The organism is Moheibacter lacus (genome assembly GCF_014042165.1).
Taxonomy (GTDB): Bacteria; Bacteroidota; Bacteroidia; order Flavobacteriales; family Weeksellaceae; genus Moheibacter; species Moheibacter lacus.
Genome location: NZ_JACDZE010000001.1, coordinates 1,610,563 through 1,627,250 on the forward strand (window position 1 = coordinate 1,610,563; position 16,688 = coordinate 1,627,250).

At 37.2% G+C, this 16,688-nt stretch carries 12 protein-coding genes and 1 pseudogene; 8 read left to right on the forward strand and 5 right to left on the reverse strand.

Going from position 1 to position 16,688, the window contains the following annotated elements; all coding sequences use genetic code 11:
* Nucleotides 1–10: 10 nt before the first annotated feature.
* From HU137_RS07460 to HU137_RS07475, 4 genes and pseudogenes are all read left to right on the forward strand, one after another.
* Nucleotides 11–1,765 carry a discoidin domain-containing protein gene (locus tag HU137_RS07460; protein WP_182043151.1) on the forward strand — a complete coding sequence of 585 codons (1,755 nt, stop codon included), beginning with the start codon at nucleotides 11–13 and terminating at the stop codon, nucleotides 1,763–1,765.
* A gap of 94 nt (nucleotides 1,766–1,859) precedes the next feature.
* Entirely contained in the window at nucleotides 1,860–2,477 is a 618-nt protein-coding gene (locus HU137_RS07465) for a hypothetical protein (protein WP_182043152.1), read from the forward strand.
* Nucleotides 2,478–2,541: 64 nt separating this feature from the next.
* Nucleotides 2,542–4,233 (forward strand): annotated as a pseudogene (locus tag HU137_RS07470) (sulfatase family protein).
* 7 nt (nucleotides 4,234–4,240) lie between these two features.
* Nucleotides 4,241–5,101: an alpha/beta hydrolase gene (locus HU137_RS07475; protein ID WP_182043153.1), complete on the forward strand. Its 861-nt coding sequence runs from the start codon at nucleotides 4,241–4,243 to the stop codon at nucleotides 5,099–5,101.
* Nucleotides 5,102–5,109: 8 nt separating this feature from the next.
* Here HU137_RS07475 and HU137_RS07480 read toward each other — a convergent pair whose 3' ends face one another.
* From HU137_RS07480 to HU137_RS07490, 3 genes are all read right to left on the reverse strand, one after another.
* Nucleotides 5,110–6,387, reverse strand: coding sequence for a replication-associated recombination protein A (locus HU137_RS07480; RefSeq protein ID WP_182043154.1), 1,278 nt, complete (start codon nucleotides 6,385–6,387; stop codon nucleotides 5,110–5,112).
* Nucleotides 6,388–6,467: 80 nt separating this feature from the next.
* Nucleotides 6,468–7,904, reverse strand: a complete 1,437-nt coding sequence (locus HU137_RS07485; protein ID WP_182043155.1) for a SusD/RagB family nutrient-binding outer membrane lipoprotein — start codon at nucleotides 7,902–7,904, stop codon at nucleotides 6,468–6,470.
* A gap of 12 nt (nucleotides 7,905–7,916) precedes the next feature.
* Nucleotides 7,917–11,147, reverse strand: coding sequence for a SusC/RagA family TonB-linked outer membrane protein (locus HU137_RS07490; protein WP_182043156.1), 3,231 nt, complete (start codon nucleotides 11,145–11,147; stop codon nucleotides 7,917–7,919).
* Nucleotides 11,148–11,238: 91 nt separating this feature from the next.
* Between HU137_RS07490 and HU137_RS07495 the strand changes: the two genes are divergently transcribed.
* Nucleotides 11,239–11,835 carry a ribonuclease HII gene (locus tag HU137_RS07495; protein ID WP_182043157.1) on the forward strand — a complete coding sequence of 199 codons (597 nt, stop codon included), beginning with the start codon at nucleotides 11,239–11,241 and terminating at the stop codon, nucleotides 11,833–11,835.
* A 196-nt stretch (nucleotides 11,836–12,031) separates the two neighbouring features.
* Here HU137_RS07495 and coaD read toward each other — a convergent pair whose 3' ends face one another.
* Together coaD and HU137_RS07505 are read right to left on the reverse strand one after the other, a co-directional pair.
* Nucleotides 12,032–12,493 carry a pantetheine-phosphate adenylyltransferase gene (gene coaD / locus HU137_RS07500; RefSeq protein WP_182043158.1) on the reverse strand — a complete coding sequence of 154 codons (462 nt, stop codon included), beginning with the start codon at nucleotides 12,491–12,493 and terminating at the stop codon, nucleotides 12,032–12,034.
* The gene (locus HU137_RS07505; protein WP_182043159.1) at nucleotides 12,481–13,470 is read right to left on the reverse strand and encodes a D-alanine--D-alanine ligase; all 990 of its coding nucleotides are present in this window, start codon (nucleotides 13,468–13,470) and stop codon (nucleotides 12,481–12,483) included. Before HU137_RS07505 ends, coaD begins: the two co-directional genes overlap by 13 nt.
* A 234-nt stretch (nucleotides 13,471–13,704) precedes the next feature.
* On the opposite strand from HU137_RS07505, the gene HU137_RS07510 reads away from it, so the two are divergent.
* Genes HU137_RS07510 through HU137_RS07520 form a run of 3 tightly spaced genes read left to right on the forward strand, consistent with a single transcriptional unit; the run spans nucleotide 13,705 to nucleotide 16,685 of the window.
* On the forward strand, nucleotides 13,705–14,664 hold the full coding sequence (locus HU137_RS07510; RefSeq protein ID WP_182043160.1) for a PASTA domain-containing protein: 960 nt from the start codon (nucleotides 13,705–13,707) through the stop codon (nucleotides 14,662–14,664).
* Nucleotide 14,665: 1 nt separating this feature from the next.
* Nucleotides 14,666–15,685 carry an RluA family pseudouridine synthase gene (locus HU137_RS07515; protein ID WP_182043161.1) on the forward strand — a complete coding sequence of 340 codons (1,020 nt, stop codon included), beginning with the start codon at nucleotides 14,666–14,668 and terminating at the stop codon, nucleotides 15,683–15,685.
* A 28-nt stretch (nucleotides 15,686–15,713) separates the two neighbouring features.
* Nucleotides 15,714–16,685 (forward strand): DUF6438 domain-containing protein, encoded by a 972-nt coding sequence (locus HU137_RS07520; RefSeq protein ID WP_182043162.1) that lies wholly within the window; start codon nucleotides 15,714–15,716, stop codon nucleotides 16,683–16,685.
* Nucleotides 16,686–16,688 lie beyond the last annotated feature (3 nt).

Consider the following 16,688-nt stretch of genomic DNA (forward strand, 5'->3'; position numbering starts at 1 on the left):
AATCACATAAATGAAAAATTTATTTTCAATAATTATTTTAATATTATCAGCTCAACTGTTCTCCCAACAGAAAACCTTCTGTAATCCGATTAATATCGATTATGGTTACACGCCATTTGAAAGTTTTTCAACTCAGGGAAAGCATCGTGCAACAGCCGATCCTGTGATTGTGAATTTCAAAGACCAATTGTTTTTGTTTTCCACCAACCAGGAAGGATATTGGTACAGCGACGATATGCTTGACTGGAAATTTGTGTATAGAAAATTCCTTCGTGATGATAAATACATCCATGATTTAAATGCACCTGCAGCTTGGGTCATGAAAGACACATTGTACGTTTACGGCTCAACATGGGAACAGGATTTTCCAATTTATAAAAGTACAAATCCCACCAAAGACGAATGGGAAATCGCAGTCGATACACTCAAAGTCGGTGCTTGGGATCCGGCTTTTCATTATGACGAAGACAAAAACAAATTGTATCTCTATTGGGGTTCAAGCAACGAATGGCCGCTTTTAGGAACGGAAGTCAAAACCAAGACCATGCAATCCGAAGGTTTCGTCAAACCGATTTTGAAATTGCATCCGGAAGACCACGGATGGGAAAGATTTGGGGAATACAATGACAATACATTTCTGCAACCCTTTGTAGAAGGCGCTTGGGTAACCAAACACAACGGAAAATATTATATGCAGTACGGTGCGCCTGGAACGGAATTCAGCGGATATGCCGATGGCGTTTATGTCAGTGAAAATCCTTTGGAAGGTTATGCTTACCAAAAACACAATCCTTTTTCCTATAAACCGGGCGGATTTGCGCGCGGTGCCGGACACGGTTCCACTTATCAGGACAAGTATGGGAATTATTGGCATGTTTCGACGATTTTTATTTCGACTAAAAATAATTTTGAACGTCGATTGGGTATCTGGCCTGCCGGATTTGATCAAGATGATGTGATGTATTGCAACACGGCTTATGGCGATTATCCGACCTATATACCGGAATTTGCGCAGGGAAAGGATTTTTCCAAAGGACTATTTTCCGGATGGATGCTTTTGAATTATAACAAACCGGTTCAAGTTTCTTCGACTTTGGGTGGTTTCCAACCGAATTTTGCGGTGGACGAAGATATTAAGACTTATTGGTCTGCTAAAACCGGAGACAAAGGCGAATGGTTCCAAACTGATTTAGGAGAAACTTCTACCATTCATGCCATTCAAATCAATTATGCGGATCAGGACGCAGAATTTATGGGGAAAACTTTGGGAAAACTTCATCAATACAAAATTTACGGTTCTGATGATGGTAAAAAATGGAAAGTAATCGTGGACAAAAGCCAGAATAAAAAAGACGTTCCGCATGATTACATCGAATTGGAAAAACCAGCCAAAGCGCGTTTTCTGAAAATGGAAAACCTGAAAATGCCAACAGGGAAATTTGCATTGAGTGGGTTTAGAGTTTTTGGAAAAGGAGCAGGGAAAGCGCCTGAGAAAGTGCGGAATTTTGTTCCACTTCGAGCCAGTCCTGAAAAATATGGCGAACGAAGAAGTGTTTGGTTCAAATGGCAACAAAACCCTGATGCGGACGGTTATGTGATTTATTGGGGGAAATCGCCTGATAAAATGTATGGAAGCATTATGGTGTATGGAAAAAACGAATATTATTTCACCGGAGCGGACAGAACGGATGAATATTATTTCCAGATCGAAGCATTTAATGCAAATGGGATTTCGGAGAGAACAGAAATTTTGAAATCAGAATAGGAAAAAACCTTGTCAAGGTTTTTTCCGGTTTTTAATTGAACCTTGACAAGGTTGAATTTATTTAATTTATTTTTGATGATAAAAACAACAAATTATGAAACAATTCTACCTACTTATTTTAATTGTGATTTCTCAATATGTAATTTCTCAAGATAAAATTCATTTTATAGAAGGTGATTCAATTGAAGTTAAAGTGTTAGAAATAAATGAAACTGAAATTAAGTATAAAAAATTTTCAAACTTAGAAGGACCATTATATACGGTCGATAAAAGTAGTGTTTACGAAATATATTTTTCAAATGGAGAAGTTGAAAAATTAAATAAAAATATTACAGATATAGACAATCAATACCTTGAACTTGAAAGTAGCAATATAGATGTGATTTTTTCACGAGGCAAAAAAGTTTTTGTAGATAATCCAAATCTTGCAAAACCCAAGGCAATTATGTATTTAAGGGAGCACTTAGAACAATGGGGTTATTGGGAAGTAACAGAAAATATTTATGAAGCAGATTTTATAATTGATTATTACTTTTCTAAAAAAGCCATGGCAGACAAATCAGCTAAAGTTATATTGAAAACGAGAAATGGAATAATTTACAAAGAATCTCGTGAATATTATGCAAAAGGAAGACATAACCATGGTTTTAATCCTTCAAGTTGGGTTGCTAATAAAATTGTTGAACAATATTTGAAAGTGGAGTTTAAATAAATTTTCTATTTCTATTTTCAATTACTTAATGTTTTAAATTCAACTTAACAATAATTAAAAAGCCATGAAATCTATAATTAAAACATTATTCATTTCGATTTTAATTCTTTCCTGTAACAAAAAATCAGTTGAGGTCACGCAAAAACGTCCCAACATCATTTTCATCATGGCGGACGACCATGCGATCCAAGCCATCAGCGCTTACGGTCATCCCGTTTCAAAGTTGGCACCGACGCCTAATTTGGATCGAATTGCAAAAGATGGTGCGATTTTCAAAAAAAATTATGTAACCAATTCCATTTGTGGCCCCAGTCGTGCGGTGATTTTGACCGGAAAACACAGCCACATCAACGGATTTCGGATGAATGGAAATGTTTTCGATGGAAGTCAACCAACCTTTCCCAAAATGTTCCAAAAAGCAGGATACCAAACCGCAATTATCGGAAAATGGCATTTGCATGGCTATCCGCAAGGGTTTGATCATTGGGAAATTTTGAATGACCAAGGAAATTATTACAATCCTCAATTTATTCAAATTCAAGATTCCATTCATTTGGACAAAAATAAAATTGATTCTACGGCACATTGGTCAACCCAAAATTTGCCGGATACTTTGACGATAGAAGGTTATGCGACCGATTTGATCACCGAAAAAGCACTTGATTTCATCCGAAAAAATAAAGATAAAAATGAACCTTTCATGATGATGGTTCACCACAAAGCGCCGCACCGAAACTGGATGCCTGCGATTCGTCATTTGAATAAATATGACGCGGTGAAATTTCCGATTCCGGATTCTTATTTCACAAATCACGAAGGTTCGACCGCTTCAAAAGAGCAACTGCAAACCATTTATGAGGATATGTACGAAGGACATGATTTGAAAATGACCCAAGAAAAAGGAAAACCAGATCTGGCGCACAATCCCTGGACGACCGATTTTGATCGGATGACGCCCGAGCAACGAAAAATTTGGGATAAAGCTTATCAAAAGAAAAACGACGATTTCCATGATTTGAATTTGTCGGGAAAAGCATTGGCGGAATGGAAGTTTCAACGGTATATGCAGGATTATTTGGCGACGATTGGTGCAATAGATGAAGGTGTTGGGAAGATTTTGGATTATTTGGAAGAATCGGGTTTGGATCAAAATACATTGATCGTTTATACATCCGATCAAGGATTTTATCTGGGTGAAAAAGGATTTTTTGACAAAAGATTTATGTACGAAGAATCTTTTGGAATGCCTTTGTTGATGAAATATCCAAAAGAAATTCAACCCGGAACGGTGGTGGAAGATTTAACCCAAAATTTGGATTTCGCCCAAACGTTTTTGGATTTTGCGGGAATTGAAATTCCGGATGATATGCAAGGAAAATCTTTGAAACCTTTGTTGGTAGGTGAAAAAGCTGAGGGAAAATTCCGCGAAGCACTTTATTATCATTATTACGACTTTCCGGCTTTTCACATGGTCAAAAAAATGTATGGAATCCGTACGGAGCGTTATAAATTATTCCATGTTTACGACGATATAGACCAATGGGAATAGTACGATTTGGAAAAAGATCCGCAGGAATTGCATAATTTGATCGAGGATCCTAATTATTTGGAAATCAAAAAAGATTTAGAAAAGGAATTAAAAGAATTGCAACGACAATACCAAGTTACCGAGAAGGAATTTGAAAAAGCCAGTCCTGAATCGGTCGAAAAAGCCTACAAAAATTTTGGAAAACTAAGAGGACATGCACACCATTAAACAAACTATGATTTTCGGGTTCTTGCTGATACTTTCCATCGGCTATTCTCAAACGAAACAAACCCATACCTATGGTGTCAAAGACGGAGAAGAATTAAAATTAGACATTTATTTTCCGGATAATTTTGATCAAAATACATCTTTTCCTACGATCGTTTGGATGCATGGTGGAGGATTTTCGGGTGGAAGTCGGGATGCGCCCGATGAAACTCAACTTTGTCAAGAAATCACCAATAGAAATTACATCGCAGTTTCGATTTCTTATCGATTGACAAGGAAAGGAACGAAAGAAGGATTTGGATGTGATTGTCCGAAAGAGGTGAAATTGGAAACTTTTCAAAAGGCATCGGAAGACTATTTGGATGCGGTTCAGTTTTTAATTCGAAACCGAGGGAAATTTAAAATTGATCCGGAAAAAGTCATCGCAGGAGGAAGTAGTGCAGGAGCAGAGGGAATTCTAAATGCGATTTTTATGAAAGAAAATTGGTTTGATTCGAAATATGAAGATGTGAACTTTGCGGGATTGATTTCGCTAGCTGGTGCTGCAGTTCCAGAAATAAAAATCGATAAGATTAATTCTATTCCGGCGGTATTTTTTCATGGGGCTGAAGATAAAACAGTTCCTTATGAAACCAATCCCCATCATTTTTGTGAAAAAAATAAAGCAGGTTATCTTGTTCTAAAAGGTTCCAGATCCATTGTTGAAGAATATGAGAATCTGAATCAATCTTATTTTTTATTTACTTCATTGAATGGAAAACACGAATGGTCAGGAATTCCTTTTGAATATCTAAATCAGATTTTTGAGTTTTTAAGATTGACGTTAGAAAAGAAAAAATTTCTGACAATTGAAATTAACATAGATTAGGCACTTATTCAATACCCATACTTCCCTCTCCACTTTTTCTTGAGCGATTCTTTGTCGGCTTGCTCGCGCGAATTCATTCCGGGTTCATAAAAAGTAGTTCCTTTGATTTCTTCCGGTAGAAATTCTTGGTCGATGAAATTATTTTCGCCGGAATGCGAATATTGATAATCTTTCCCATAATCCAAATCTTTCATCAATTTCGTAGGTGCATTTCGAAGATGAAGCGGAACCGATAAATCACCAGTTTGTCGAACCAATTGTTGGGCTTTTCCGATGGCTTCATACGTCGAATTGCTTTTAGGAGAATTTGCCAAATAAACCGCACATTGACTCAAAATAATTCTGGCTTCGGGATAGCCGATGGTATTGACTGCCTGAAAAGTATTGTTGGCAATCACCAAAGCTGTTGGATTGGCATTTCCGATGTCTTCTGATGATAATATCAACAGCCGTCTTGCGATGAACTTCAAATCTTCTCCGCCTTCCAGCATTCGTGCAAGCCAATAAACCGCAGCATTTGGATCAGAACCTCTGATGGATTTGATAAAAGCTGAAATGATGTCATAATGCATTTCGCCGGATTTATCATACATCGCCAGATTTTGTTGAATGGATTTCGTTACGGACTCATTGGTCAAAATGATTTTATCTTTTTCAAAACTATTGATGACCAATTCCAATCCGTTCAATAATTTCCTTGCGTCACCACCGGAATAGCGAAGCAAAGCATCTGTTTCTTTTACCGTAATTTTTTTCTTTTTCAATTCATCGTCTGACTGAATTGCGTTTTGGATCAATTCTTCTAAATCCGATTTTTCCAGGGAATTCAATGTGTAAACCTGACAACGGGAAAGCAAAGCCGGAACGACTTCAAAACTTGGGTTTTCAGTCGTAGCTCCAATCAAAACAATCCAACCTTTTTCCACTGCACCGAGCAAACTATCTTGTTGGGATTTATTGAAGCGATGGATTTCGTCGATGAATAGAATAGGGGCGCTTTCACCTGAAAAAAGGTTCTGATTTTTGGCTTTTTCGATGACTTCACGAACTTCTTTTACGCCGGAATTGATGGCGCTGAGTTCAAAAAAGGAACGTTTTGAAAGTTCGGAAATGATTTTGGCCAATGTCGTTTTTCCGGTTCCCGGTGGTCCCCAAAAAATCATGGAAGCGATATGCCCGGACTTTAACATCATTTGGATGGGGGAGTTTTTCCCTACCAAATGGTTTTGGCTGATGAATTCATTCAGCGATTTTGGGCGTAATCGTTCTGCGAGTGGTGGAATCATGTTTCCAAAGTTACGGAAGAATTGGGCAAATAAAAACCCCGCTTTCGCAGGGTTCTTATTAAATTCTATAAACGAGATGATTAGTTAACGTCCCAGAATAGTTTGGTATTTAGGTCATCACCACCGATTGCAGATGCAGCGGCATTGTAATTCTCTACATTAAGACTCGCCTCAGATAGGGGATATGTGTAACGAGTTGGAACTGGGTCACCACTCTGTGCGGCAACATTTAAAGTTGGAGCATCTAATCTTCTCCATACGTTCCAACCTTCAAAACCTCTGTTGAACATTGCCAACCAAAATTGTTTGGCCACTTTTTGTTTTGCTGTTCCAGGTGCGGATGAATAAGCAACATCTGCTCTTCCCATATAAGTCGTAATGTCTGCTTCACTTACTTCCCAGTATTCCATAGAGGCCATAATTCCTGCATTGTAGTGAGACTCGATCGTACCAGGTACACTTAGTCCTTTTGCTAAAGCTTCGGCCATTAAGAATTCAATTTCAGCATAATCAATCAATACGCCAGGTGTTGTCGCAGTATGTAATTTCTCACCTAGATGGGTGTATGTGTCATAGCTATTGGATGTACCATAAATTCCACCAGAATAAACATTATCCCCTAAATTTTGATCGAAATACATTGGTCTTCTTGGGTCACTTAGTTCATTCATGTAATCAACAATGGTATTGGCTGCAAGAAAGTCTTGTCTACCACTCAGCACCAAATCATCATAAACTGGGTTTGAATAAGGCGTTGCAGATAGATAGTTGATGATAAAGCTGTCCGCGTTTGAGGTAAATACCCCTGAAGAAATTGCTTGAGAGATAGTCGTTTGAGCCAATGAAGGATTTACATCGCTTAATTGCATTCCCAAACGAAGTTTCAATGAGGCAGCTGCCTTTTTCCAAGCACTCATATTATCTCCATAAATGATGTCATCACTACCAAATCCACCTTCTGAAGTATTGAACATATTGATGGCAGTGGAAATTCTTGTGATTAAATCTGAATAGATGGTTGCGGCATCATCATAAACAGGGAAAGTGTTATCCAATCCTTGTAATGCTTCAGTGTATGGGACATTACCAAAAGTATCTACCAAAATTTGCCAAGCATATACTTCCAAAGTTTCAATTACAGCCAATTGGTTGTTTCTTTGCGCCTCTGTAATGTTTGCATCGTTTTGAACTTTTATTTTGGCATCTTTTAAATCGTACAATACGTCTGTGTAAAGTTCATTCCAATGGTTTCCGTTAATATTTCGAGTATTCAAATCATAATTGGGTTCGTCCAAATATGTTGTTGTAGTAAAATACTGAGAAAAGAAGCGGAATACATTTGTATTAACATTTGTACTTGTCATTTGGTCAAATAAACTAGTCGTTGCACTTGTGACCAAAAAACTTGCTGGAACATCAGATGGATTGTCTTGATCCACATTTAGGGAATCATAATAATCATCAGAACAGGACATAATTCCTGTAGCTATTCCTATTGCTATTATGTATTTTTTCATTTGTTCTTTATTTTAAAATTCAACTTTTATACTAGCTCCTATTTCACGAATTGTAGGGTATGCACCTGATTGATATCCTCTAAAGTTACCTGCACTCAATCCAGCTTCTGGGTCAGAGTAAGGAACGTTTTTGTGGATGATCCAAAGGTTTCTTCCGATTGCAGAAATGGTGAACTTTTGGATAAAAGTATTTTTTATTAAACTTTCTGGAAGATCGTAAGATAGGGTTACATTTCTCAATTTCACAAAAGAGGCATCATAAACGTGAGCTGCTCTTGGTGCACCACCGTAACCAAATGGATTGGTATCGTCAGAAGCTCCTACGCGGATGTCATTTGTAGAGCCATCTTCTTTTACACCAGGAAGGATAACTCCACCACCATTTTCAAGACTATTTCTGATTGGATTTCCTAAATCATTTAGACCAGCGGAGAAATCATAAATACCTGTTTGGTAACCGTACCATGTATCCAATGAGAAAACATCTCCACCTTGTTGTACGTCAATCAAAAAGCTCAAGGTTAAATTTTTATAAGAAAGTCTATTTTTCAAACCTCCTGTCCATTCAGGATTGGTGTCTCCGATGATTTGACCTGCTTCAGTTAGGTAGAATCCGTCTTCACCTACTACTTTATTTCCGTTTTCATCATAAACGTAGTTGGTTCCAACTAGTACACCCAGTGGTTGATTTAACCAAGCACCGTATTCAACTCCACCTTGGAAAGATGTCAATGGGTAATACTCACTATCCCCTGCAAGTTGTGTTACTTCACTTGTATTTTTGGCAAAGTTCGCAATGATGTCCCATGTGAAACTGTTGGATCTTATTGGAGTTAGGGTTAAACTTGCTTCAATACCTTTGTTTCTCACACTTCCAACATTTGCCCAAGCACCTGTAGCGCCTATTGCACCTGTTGTGACTATTTGGGTCAACAAATCCTCTGTTTCATTGTCATAATAGGAAACATCAAAACTCACACGATTTTTGAACATGGCCATTTCTAAACCTAATTCATATCCACCAGTAGTTTCAGGTAATAAATTTGGATTGTTGGAAACAGCTGGATTTGATCCAGAAGAAATTGAACCAAAGGATGTGTTCAAGTTGTAAATGTTATAAACATTTAATGGATCTAAATCATTGGCAACTTTAGCGTAATTTCCTCTTAATTTACCGAAGTTTAACCAATCACCATCTATCAGTTCAGAGAACACAAAACTTCCGGAAGCAGACCAGTATGAATAACGATTGTCATTTTTAGGTAATGCAGATGATCTGTCGGTTCTTATCGATCCCTCAACAAAGAAAGTTCTGTAAAAACCTACACTTGCTCTTGCAAACATACCATCAACCATCTTTCTCCATCGATATTGTTGCATATCACTGGCCCCAAGTGGATTGATAGAATTGTCCAAAGTATATAGTCCTGGAACTTGTAAACCACCATTTGTTGTGCCGATAAATCCATTTCTATCAGTTACTCTTAAGTTCCATCCGGCATTTGCATCCAAATTAATGTTATCTGTAAGGTCTTTGTTGATATTTAAGATCAAATCATAGTTGTTTTCACTTACAGTTTGTTTGAAAAGAGAATATTCTCCAACATATGCGGTAGCTCCTCCAGCTGAACCTACAGCAATACGCTCTTCGCGGGTTTCATCATAGTTGTCAAATGCAAAACGCCCTAGCAAACTGATCCAGTCATTGAATTCATAATTAACTCCAACATTACCAAAATATCTGTTTCGATCATCAGTTTGGTAATTATTTGCTCTGTTCCAAAAATAGTTGTCAGTATAAATTGGTCTTAAATCAGTAGCAGATCTAGGATTCCAAGTGATGTTCTGGCCAGTTAGTAAAAATGCAGCTTCTTGCTGTCTCATGTCTACGTTGGTTTGCCACCACTGACGGAATGATTGCATCGGGTTATTTCCTTCGTAGCCTGTCCCAACTCTACCTTTTCCAGAGTTGTTTACATAGGAAATGTTTGCACTCACTGTTAACTCATCTGTAAAAGAGTAATCTCCACTAAAGTCCAAAGAGTTTCTTAATAATTTGCTGTTGACCAAGTTTCCATTTTGCGTAAAGTTGGTAAAGCCTAATCGAAATGCACCTTTGTCATTCCCTCCACTAAAAGCAACGGAGTTAGTGTATGTTTCAGAAATATTCCAAATATAGTTTGGATCTTCTTGACCTGCCACCCAAGGAGAGGCTTGTCTGTAAGTTGGCAATTGTGGATAAATGGAATTCCATTGATAAATCATCAAATTTGGATCAAAAGCAGCTCCATAAGAAGCATCTTCTGTAAATGGTGTCGTTAAATCTAGTACACCATCTCCATTTACATCAGAAAGCCCAAAGTATCCATTGTCACTTGCGTAATAAGGACCATATCCAGCCCCATATTGTTTCTGGTATTTTGGTAAAGTTTCTTTATCAGCTGCACCAACAAAAACACTTGAGTTAACCTCAACTCCTATGCCCTTGTTTCTTTTACCTGATTTTGTCGTAATCATCACGACACCATTAGCACCGCGAGAGCCATATAAGGCAGTTGCTGCAGCGCCTTTCAATACATTGACACTTTCAATGTCATTTGGATTGATGTCAGATGCAGCATTGGAATAATCATAACCTCCACGTCCTCTTTGTTGATCTACAGGGTTATAAGTGTTGTTGTTGATCGGTGTACCATCAACTACAATCAATGCCTGGTTGTTTCCTGTAATGGATTTGTAACCTCTGACGATGATATTGGTTGATCCACCCATCGTTCCAGATGATGTGATGTCCAATCCTGCAATTTCTCCAGATAATGCATCTGCAAAATTCGAAACTGGTGTTTTGGAAATTTCTTCCCCACTGATTTCCTGCGTCGCATAACCCAAAGATTTTTTGTCTCTTGTAATACCTAAAGCCGTTACTACAGCTCCTTCTAACTCAATGGCTCCACTTTCTCTTAGTGTAGCATTGTAAATGTCACTTGCTCCAACCGTAACAGTTGAAACATCTAAACCTAATGCCTCGATGGTTAAGACATCACCTTCATTTGCCGTTATGGAATAGTTCCCGTCCATGTCGGTAAAAACTTCTTGTCCTGAAGAAGATGTTACACTAGCGTCCGGAACGCCAAAACCATAAGCATCAGTCACAGTACCTGTAACTGTTTTCTCTTGTGCAAATAAAATTCCTCCGAGAAGGATTCCACATAGCACAAGTAAACCTCTTAACTTTGTACTCATTTGTTAAAGAATTTAATGTTTTATAAGGCTAATTTAACAATTATTTAATTAAACGGTAAAAAAAATCGTTGTTAAAGTTTGAAATATTCCTATGAAGAATCAATTTATCGAAGCCATTTTAGAAGCAGGATGCGATGAAGCAGGACGTGGGTGTTTGGCAGGTCCGGTTTTTGCTGCAGCAGTAATTTTGGGAGAATCATTTGACAATCAATTTGTTAATGACTCCAAACAATTGACCATGAAAAATAGGAAAGAATTAAGGTTGTATATCGAACAAAATGCGCTTGCATTTTCTGTGGCATTTGTAGAACCAAAGCAAATTGATGAAATCAATATTCTAAATGCCAGTATTCTCGCCATGCATTTGGCTTTAGAAGGATTGAAAATTCAACCGGAACATATCATCGTAGATGGAAACCGTTTTAAACCTTATCAGAATATCCCGCACCAATGCATCGTAAAAGGTGATGCGAAATACAGAAATATCGCTGCAGCTTCTATTTTAGCCAAAACCTATCGAGATGAATTCATGGAAGAACTTCATGAAGAATTTCCGGTTTACAATTGGAAGAAAAACAAAGGATATCCCACTATGGTACACAGGGAGGCTATAAAAGAATACGGAATTACGGAACATCACAGAAAATCATTTAAACTCTTACCGACTCAATTGAGTTTGGATTTATAAATTAAGAAGTGCATTATTAGGCCCTGATTTAATAATTTAAACAAGAAAAAACTCTATAGGAGTTTTATGTTGGTAGCCTTGGGCATTGCCCAAGGTAATTTGAATTTGTATTATAAACATATTGGCGTATATTTTTGATGTGGAACCATCAAAAATCATGACAAAATTCTAATTTAAGGATGCACCACGGGTTAAATCAGATGCGAACTTCTTTCGGAACCAGAATTTCATAATTACCTCCGTTTCTTAAAACATCCCGGACGATGCTCGAACTGATGTAGGATTTTCCGGAAGAGGTTAATAAAAATACGGTTTCGATGTCTTTTTTTGTAATCGCCCTATTGGTGTGTGCGATGGCTTTTTCAAACTCAAAGTCTGCGGGGTTTCGCAAGCCTCTCAAAATGAAATTCGCACCCATTTTCTTACAATAATCCACAGTCAGACCTTCATAAATGTCAACTCGGACATTTGGAAAGGGTTTGAAGGAGTCTTCGAGCCATTTTTTTCGTTGTTCCAATGAAAACATATAGTTTTTTTGTGCATTTTGACCAATTGCTACGATGATCTGATCAAAAAGCGGAACAGCTCTTTCAACGATATCGTAATGTCCTAAAGTAATCGGGTCAAAAGATCCCGGGAAAACGGCTATTCGTTCCATAAATTTTTACGGTTAAGTGCAATTTCTATTTCGCTGTCAAATAAATCTTCTAATTCAAGTCCTGCATGTCGGGCTTGTTGCGGAAAAATACTTGCCGGTGAAAACCCCGGAAGCGTATTCATTTCCAAAAAATGAGGAATTCCGTTAACGATGATGAATTCAGAACGGGAAATTCCGGTCATTTGCAAACTTTCGTAGGCTTTTGCGGCAATTTCCTCGATTTGCTTTGTGGTAACAGCATCCAATCTGGCTGGTGTGATCTCCTCAGAAGCGCCTTCATATTTGGCTTCGTAATCAAAAAATTCATTGTGACTCACGATTTCTGTAATGCCGACAACTTTGGTTTTGTTTTGGTGCCGGATCACGCCGACCGAAACTTCCATGCCATCTAAAAAGGATTCGACCAATACTTCTTTATCTTCTTTAAAAGCTTTTTTTAATGCCGGTTCAAATTCTTCGATGGTTTTTACTTTTGAAATCCCCAAACTCGATCCAGATTGGTTGGGTTTTACAAAACAAGGTAGTCCGACTGTTTTTATGATTTCATCTATAAAATAAGGTGTATTTTCATTTATGTAGACCGATTTGGCATGCGGAATTCCATATTTTTCCAAAACGGCGATACAGTCTTTTTTGTTGAATGTCAGCGCAGACTGATAAAAATTACAACCGGTATAAGGAAGTCCGATCAATTCCCAATAAGCCTGCATGTAACCATCTTCGCCGGGCGTTCCATGGATGATATTGACAACGCAATCAAAATTTACTTTTTCTCCTTCTCTTGTAAAACTGAAATCTTTTTTGTCAATCAGAAACTTTTCACCATCGATTTCAGCATACCATCCTTCTTTTAATATTCTAACCCGGGTTTTTTTGTACTTTTCAGGATTCAGACTTTGGTAAACCAACTCGCAACTTTTAAGAGAAACGATCCATTCGTCTGAATATCCACCAGCTACAACCGCAACATTTAACATAAATTAAAACTTAAGAATTCAAAGATAAGTTGAAATTGGAAAACTGAAACCAGAATTTTTTTTTTCTAAAACAGAAATAGGGCGGTTGAGGGATTTCAAATATAATTTGGAACAATTTTTTCTAATTGAAATCCGTTCCGGTAAGAGGGATTAAAAAAATATGTAAGTTTGTGACTTGAATTTGTAATAGAAATCCATTTGATTTTACAAATTAATTTATAAAAAAAGAACCGCGTGAAATTCTTCAAAACATTCACCAAATGGCAATTCTGGGTAAGTATCCTTTTGATGGGAGTTGCTTGTTTTGGTTTGTATCATTTCATATTTAAAGTTTGGTTAAATACCTATACCAATCATGATGAGGAAATTGAAATCCCCGATTTATCCGTCATGAATATTCAAGAAGCGATGAAAACACTCGATAGTTTGGATTTAACTTATGAAATAGACAGTGTCAAATTTGATTCGGCCAAAGCGCCATTGGCAGTACTGGATTTTTATCCTCAAAAAGGTTTTAGAGTAAAAGAAGGTAGAAAAATCTTCATTAAATCCAATCCAAAAGGCTGGAGGTCAACTAGTTTGCCGGATATTATTGGAAAATCCAAACGTTTAGCTTTTACGCAATTAAAATTAGCCGGATTGGAGGTAGGCGATACGATTTACGAGCCAGATATAGCCAAAGATGCAGTTCTGCGCGTGATGTTTCAAGGAAAACAAATCTCAAAAGATGCAGCATTGCCGAGGTTTACAAAAGTAGATTTGGTGCTGGGGAAAGGATTGGAATATGGAATCGATATGGCCAATTTAATCGGGATGACACTGGATCAAGGTCGCTCATCGATCGAAGCCAATCGTTTTGAAGTCGGTCGACTTAATGTAGATGGTATCGTATCAGACAGTGCTTTGCTTCGCATTTATTATCAATATCCACTTCCGGGAGACAATTATGACCAAGGACTTCCAGTAGATTTATGGGTTTCGGAAAAAGATCCGAAAGACTTACAATCCGTGGTAAGGGTGCTCGACAAACAGTACCGTAACTTTGAAAATGATTCCATTGCGGCGGCTCAATATGCAGATGATCTGAGGTTAAAAGAAAAATCAGTAGAGCAATCAACATCAGATGCCGGAACGCCTCAAGCTCCACCTGTAAAGGTAACTGAAGCACAACCCGAAGGAGTTGAAATAGATTGATATGAGTGAAAATCAATTTGGGTTTGAACAATTTTCCATCAATGTCGAAAAAGGACAAAGTCCTTTGCGGATCGATAAGTATTTGATGAATTTTATCGAAGCTACCACCCGAAGCAAAATCCAAACCGCAGCCGACAACGGTCAAATTCTGGTCAACGGAATTCCCGTAAAATCCAATTATAAAGTAAAACCCGGTGACGAAATCAAGGTCATGCTGGAAGAACCGCCGAGAGTGGTTGATATCATCGCGGAAGATTTGCCGATCAATATCGTTTATGAAGACGATTCGGTAGTGGTCATCAACAAAGAACCCGGAATGGTCGTGCATCCCGGACATGGGAATTACAAAGGAACGCTCGTCAATGCTCTAAAATTTCATTTTGAGAACTTACCATCAATGTCAGCAGAATTGGAACGCCCCGGATTGGTGCATCGAATCGACAAAGATACAAGCGGACTTTTGGTCATCGCTAAAACCGAACAAGCCATGCAAAGTTTGACTTCTCAATTCAAAGCCAGAACCACAGATCGGCTCTATGATGCATTGGTTTGGGGGAATTTGGAAGAAGAAAAAGGGACGATCGAAGGTCATATAGGACGACATTTAAAAGACCGAATGCAAATGGCTGTTTTTGAAGATGGAAGTCAAGGGAAACCGGCGATTACCCATTTTAAAACGTTGGAAAAATTTCTCTATGTGACTTTTGTCGAATGTAAATTGGAAACTGGACGTACTCATCAGATCCGTGCGCATTTCAAACACATCGGTCATCCGCTTTTTAATGATGATCGCTATGGCGGAAACCAAATCCTGAAAGGAACGACTTTTACCAAATACAAACAATTCGTAGAAAATTGTTTTCAAATCTGTCCAAGACAAGCACTTCACGCCAAAACCTTAGGATTTGATCATCCGGTTACAGGTGAACGCATGTTTTTTGAAGCACCGATGCCGGAAGATATGGTACAGCTTTTTGAAAAGTGGCGGAATTATACACAGTTTTCAAGAGAAGAAATTTGATTTTATTACTTTTAAAGAAAACTTCAAAATGAGAATTCTGATTATTCTATTCATTTTCACTTTATTTAGTTGCGGAAAAAAGGAAAAAATTGCTTCAAAAACAAATTCCAAAATCTTTGAATTTCAACCAAAAATTCTTACCAAAATCGATAGTATTCAATCAGAGAAAGACGCAGAACATTTGATCAATAGTTTGATTAAAGATAAAGATAGAAATTTTGTTGTTAAAAAGTATTCTGATTATAAAAATGATGTTATTTATAACTATGAGATACCTCAAAAAATTGCCGATTCTTTGGGGATTGATAAATCCTTTTACAAGGCGGATTTTGATGGAAATCAATTGACGGATCTGTTGGTAATAGGTGAGTACTATGATTTTAGTATTTATGTAGTTATGAGTTTTGAAAATGACTTATTGGAATTGAAAAAATTAACCCAAGATTATAATGCTTTTGTTTTTCCTAGATTAAAAAATCATTCAATTATTGAATTATATGGAGGCTTTAATAATGATGAGAAATTGGACAAGAAATTATTGACTTATAAATTCAATGATTTTGTCGAATTGAATGAAAATCGGATTGAACATCAAATTACTCAAATCGAATTTGAAACGAGTGGTTGTTTTGGTACTTGTCCAGTTTTTAAACTTACACTTCTTCAAAATAAAAAATCAGAATTTAAAGCACTTGCCTATAATTTTAATGATGAATTGAGGATAAACTCCAACGATGAAGAAGGAAATTTCCTAACAATTTTAAGACAAGAAAATTGGAATGAATTAATTGATATCCTAAATTATATAGACTTTGAAAATCTGGAAGAAAACTATGCGGTTAATTGGACTGATGACCAAACAGCGATTTTGAAAATTCATTATGACAACGGAAAAATCAAAGAAATTCGAGATTATGGTTTAATCGGAACTTATGGTTTATCAATTTTATACGATAAACTTTATGAAATCAGGAAGAATCAAGATTGGAAGAAATTATAAGAA

Coding starts and splice junctions, on each gene's coding strand:
- HU137_RS07485 (WP_182043155.1), bottom strand. CDS start 7,904: ATGAAAAAATACATAATAGCAATAGGAATAGCTACAGGAATTATGTCC.
- HU137_RS07480 (WP_182043154.1), bottom strand. CDS start 6,387: ATGATTCCACCACTCGCAGAACGATTACGCCCAAAATCGCTGAATGAA.
- HU137_RS07475 (WP_182043153.1), top strand. CDS start 4,241: ATGATTTTCGGGTTCTTGCTGATACTTTCCATCGGCTATTCTCAAACG.
- HU137_RS07460 (WP_182043151.1), top strand. CDS start 11: ATGAAAAATTTATTTTCAATAATTATTTTAATATTATCAGCTCAACTG.
- HU137_RS07520 (WP_182043162.1), top strand. CDS start 15,714: ATGAGAATTCTGATTATTCTATTCATTTTCACTTTATTTAGTTGCGGA.
- HU137_RS07490 (WP_182043156.1), bottom strand. CDS start 11,147: ATGAGTACAAAGTTAAGAGGTTTACTTGTGCTATGTGGAATCCTTCTC.
- HU137_RS07465 (WP_182043152.1), top strand. CDS start 1,860: ATGAAACAATTCTACCTACTTATTTTAATTGTGATTTCTCAATATGTA.
- HU137_RS07515 (WP_182043161.1), top strand. CDS start 14,666: ATGAGTGAAAATCAATTTGGGTTTGAACAATTTTCCATCAATGTCGAA.
- HU137_RS07495 (WP_182043157.1), top strand. CDS start 11,239: ATGAAGAATCAATTTATCGAAGCCATTTTAGAAGCAGGATGCGATGAA.
- HU137_RS07505 (WP_182043159.1), bottom strand. CDS start 13,470: ATGTTAAATGTTGCGGTTGTAGCTGGTGGATATTCAGACGAATGGATC.
- coaD (WP_182043158.1), bottom strand. CDS start 12,493: ATGGAACGAATAGCCGTTTTCCCGGGATCTTTTGACCCGATTACTTTA.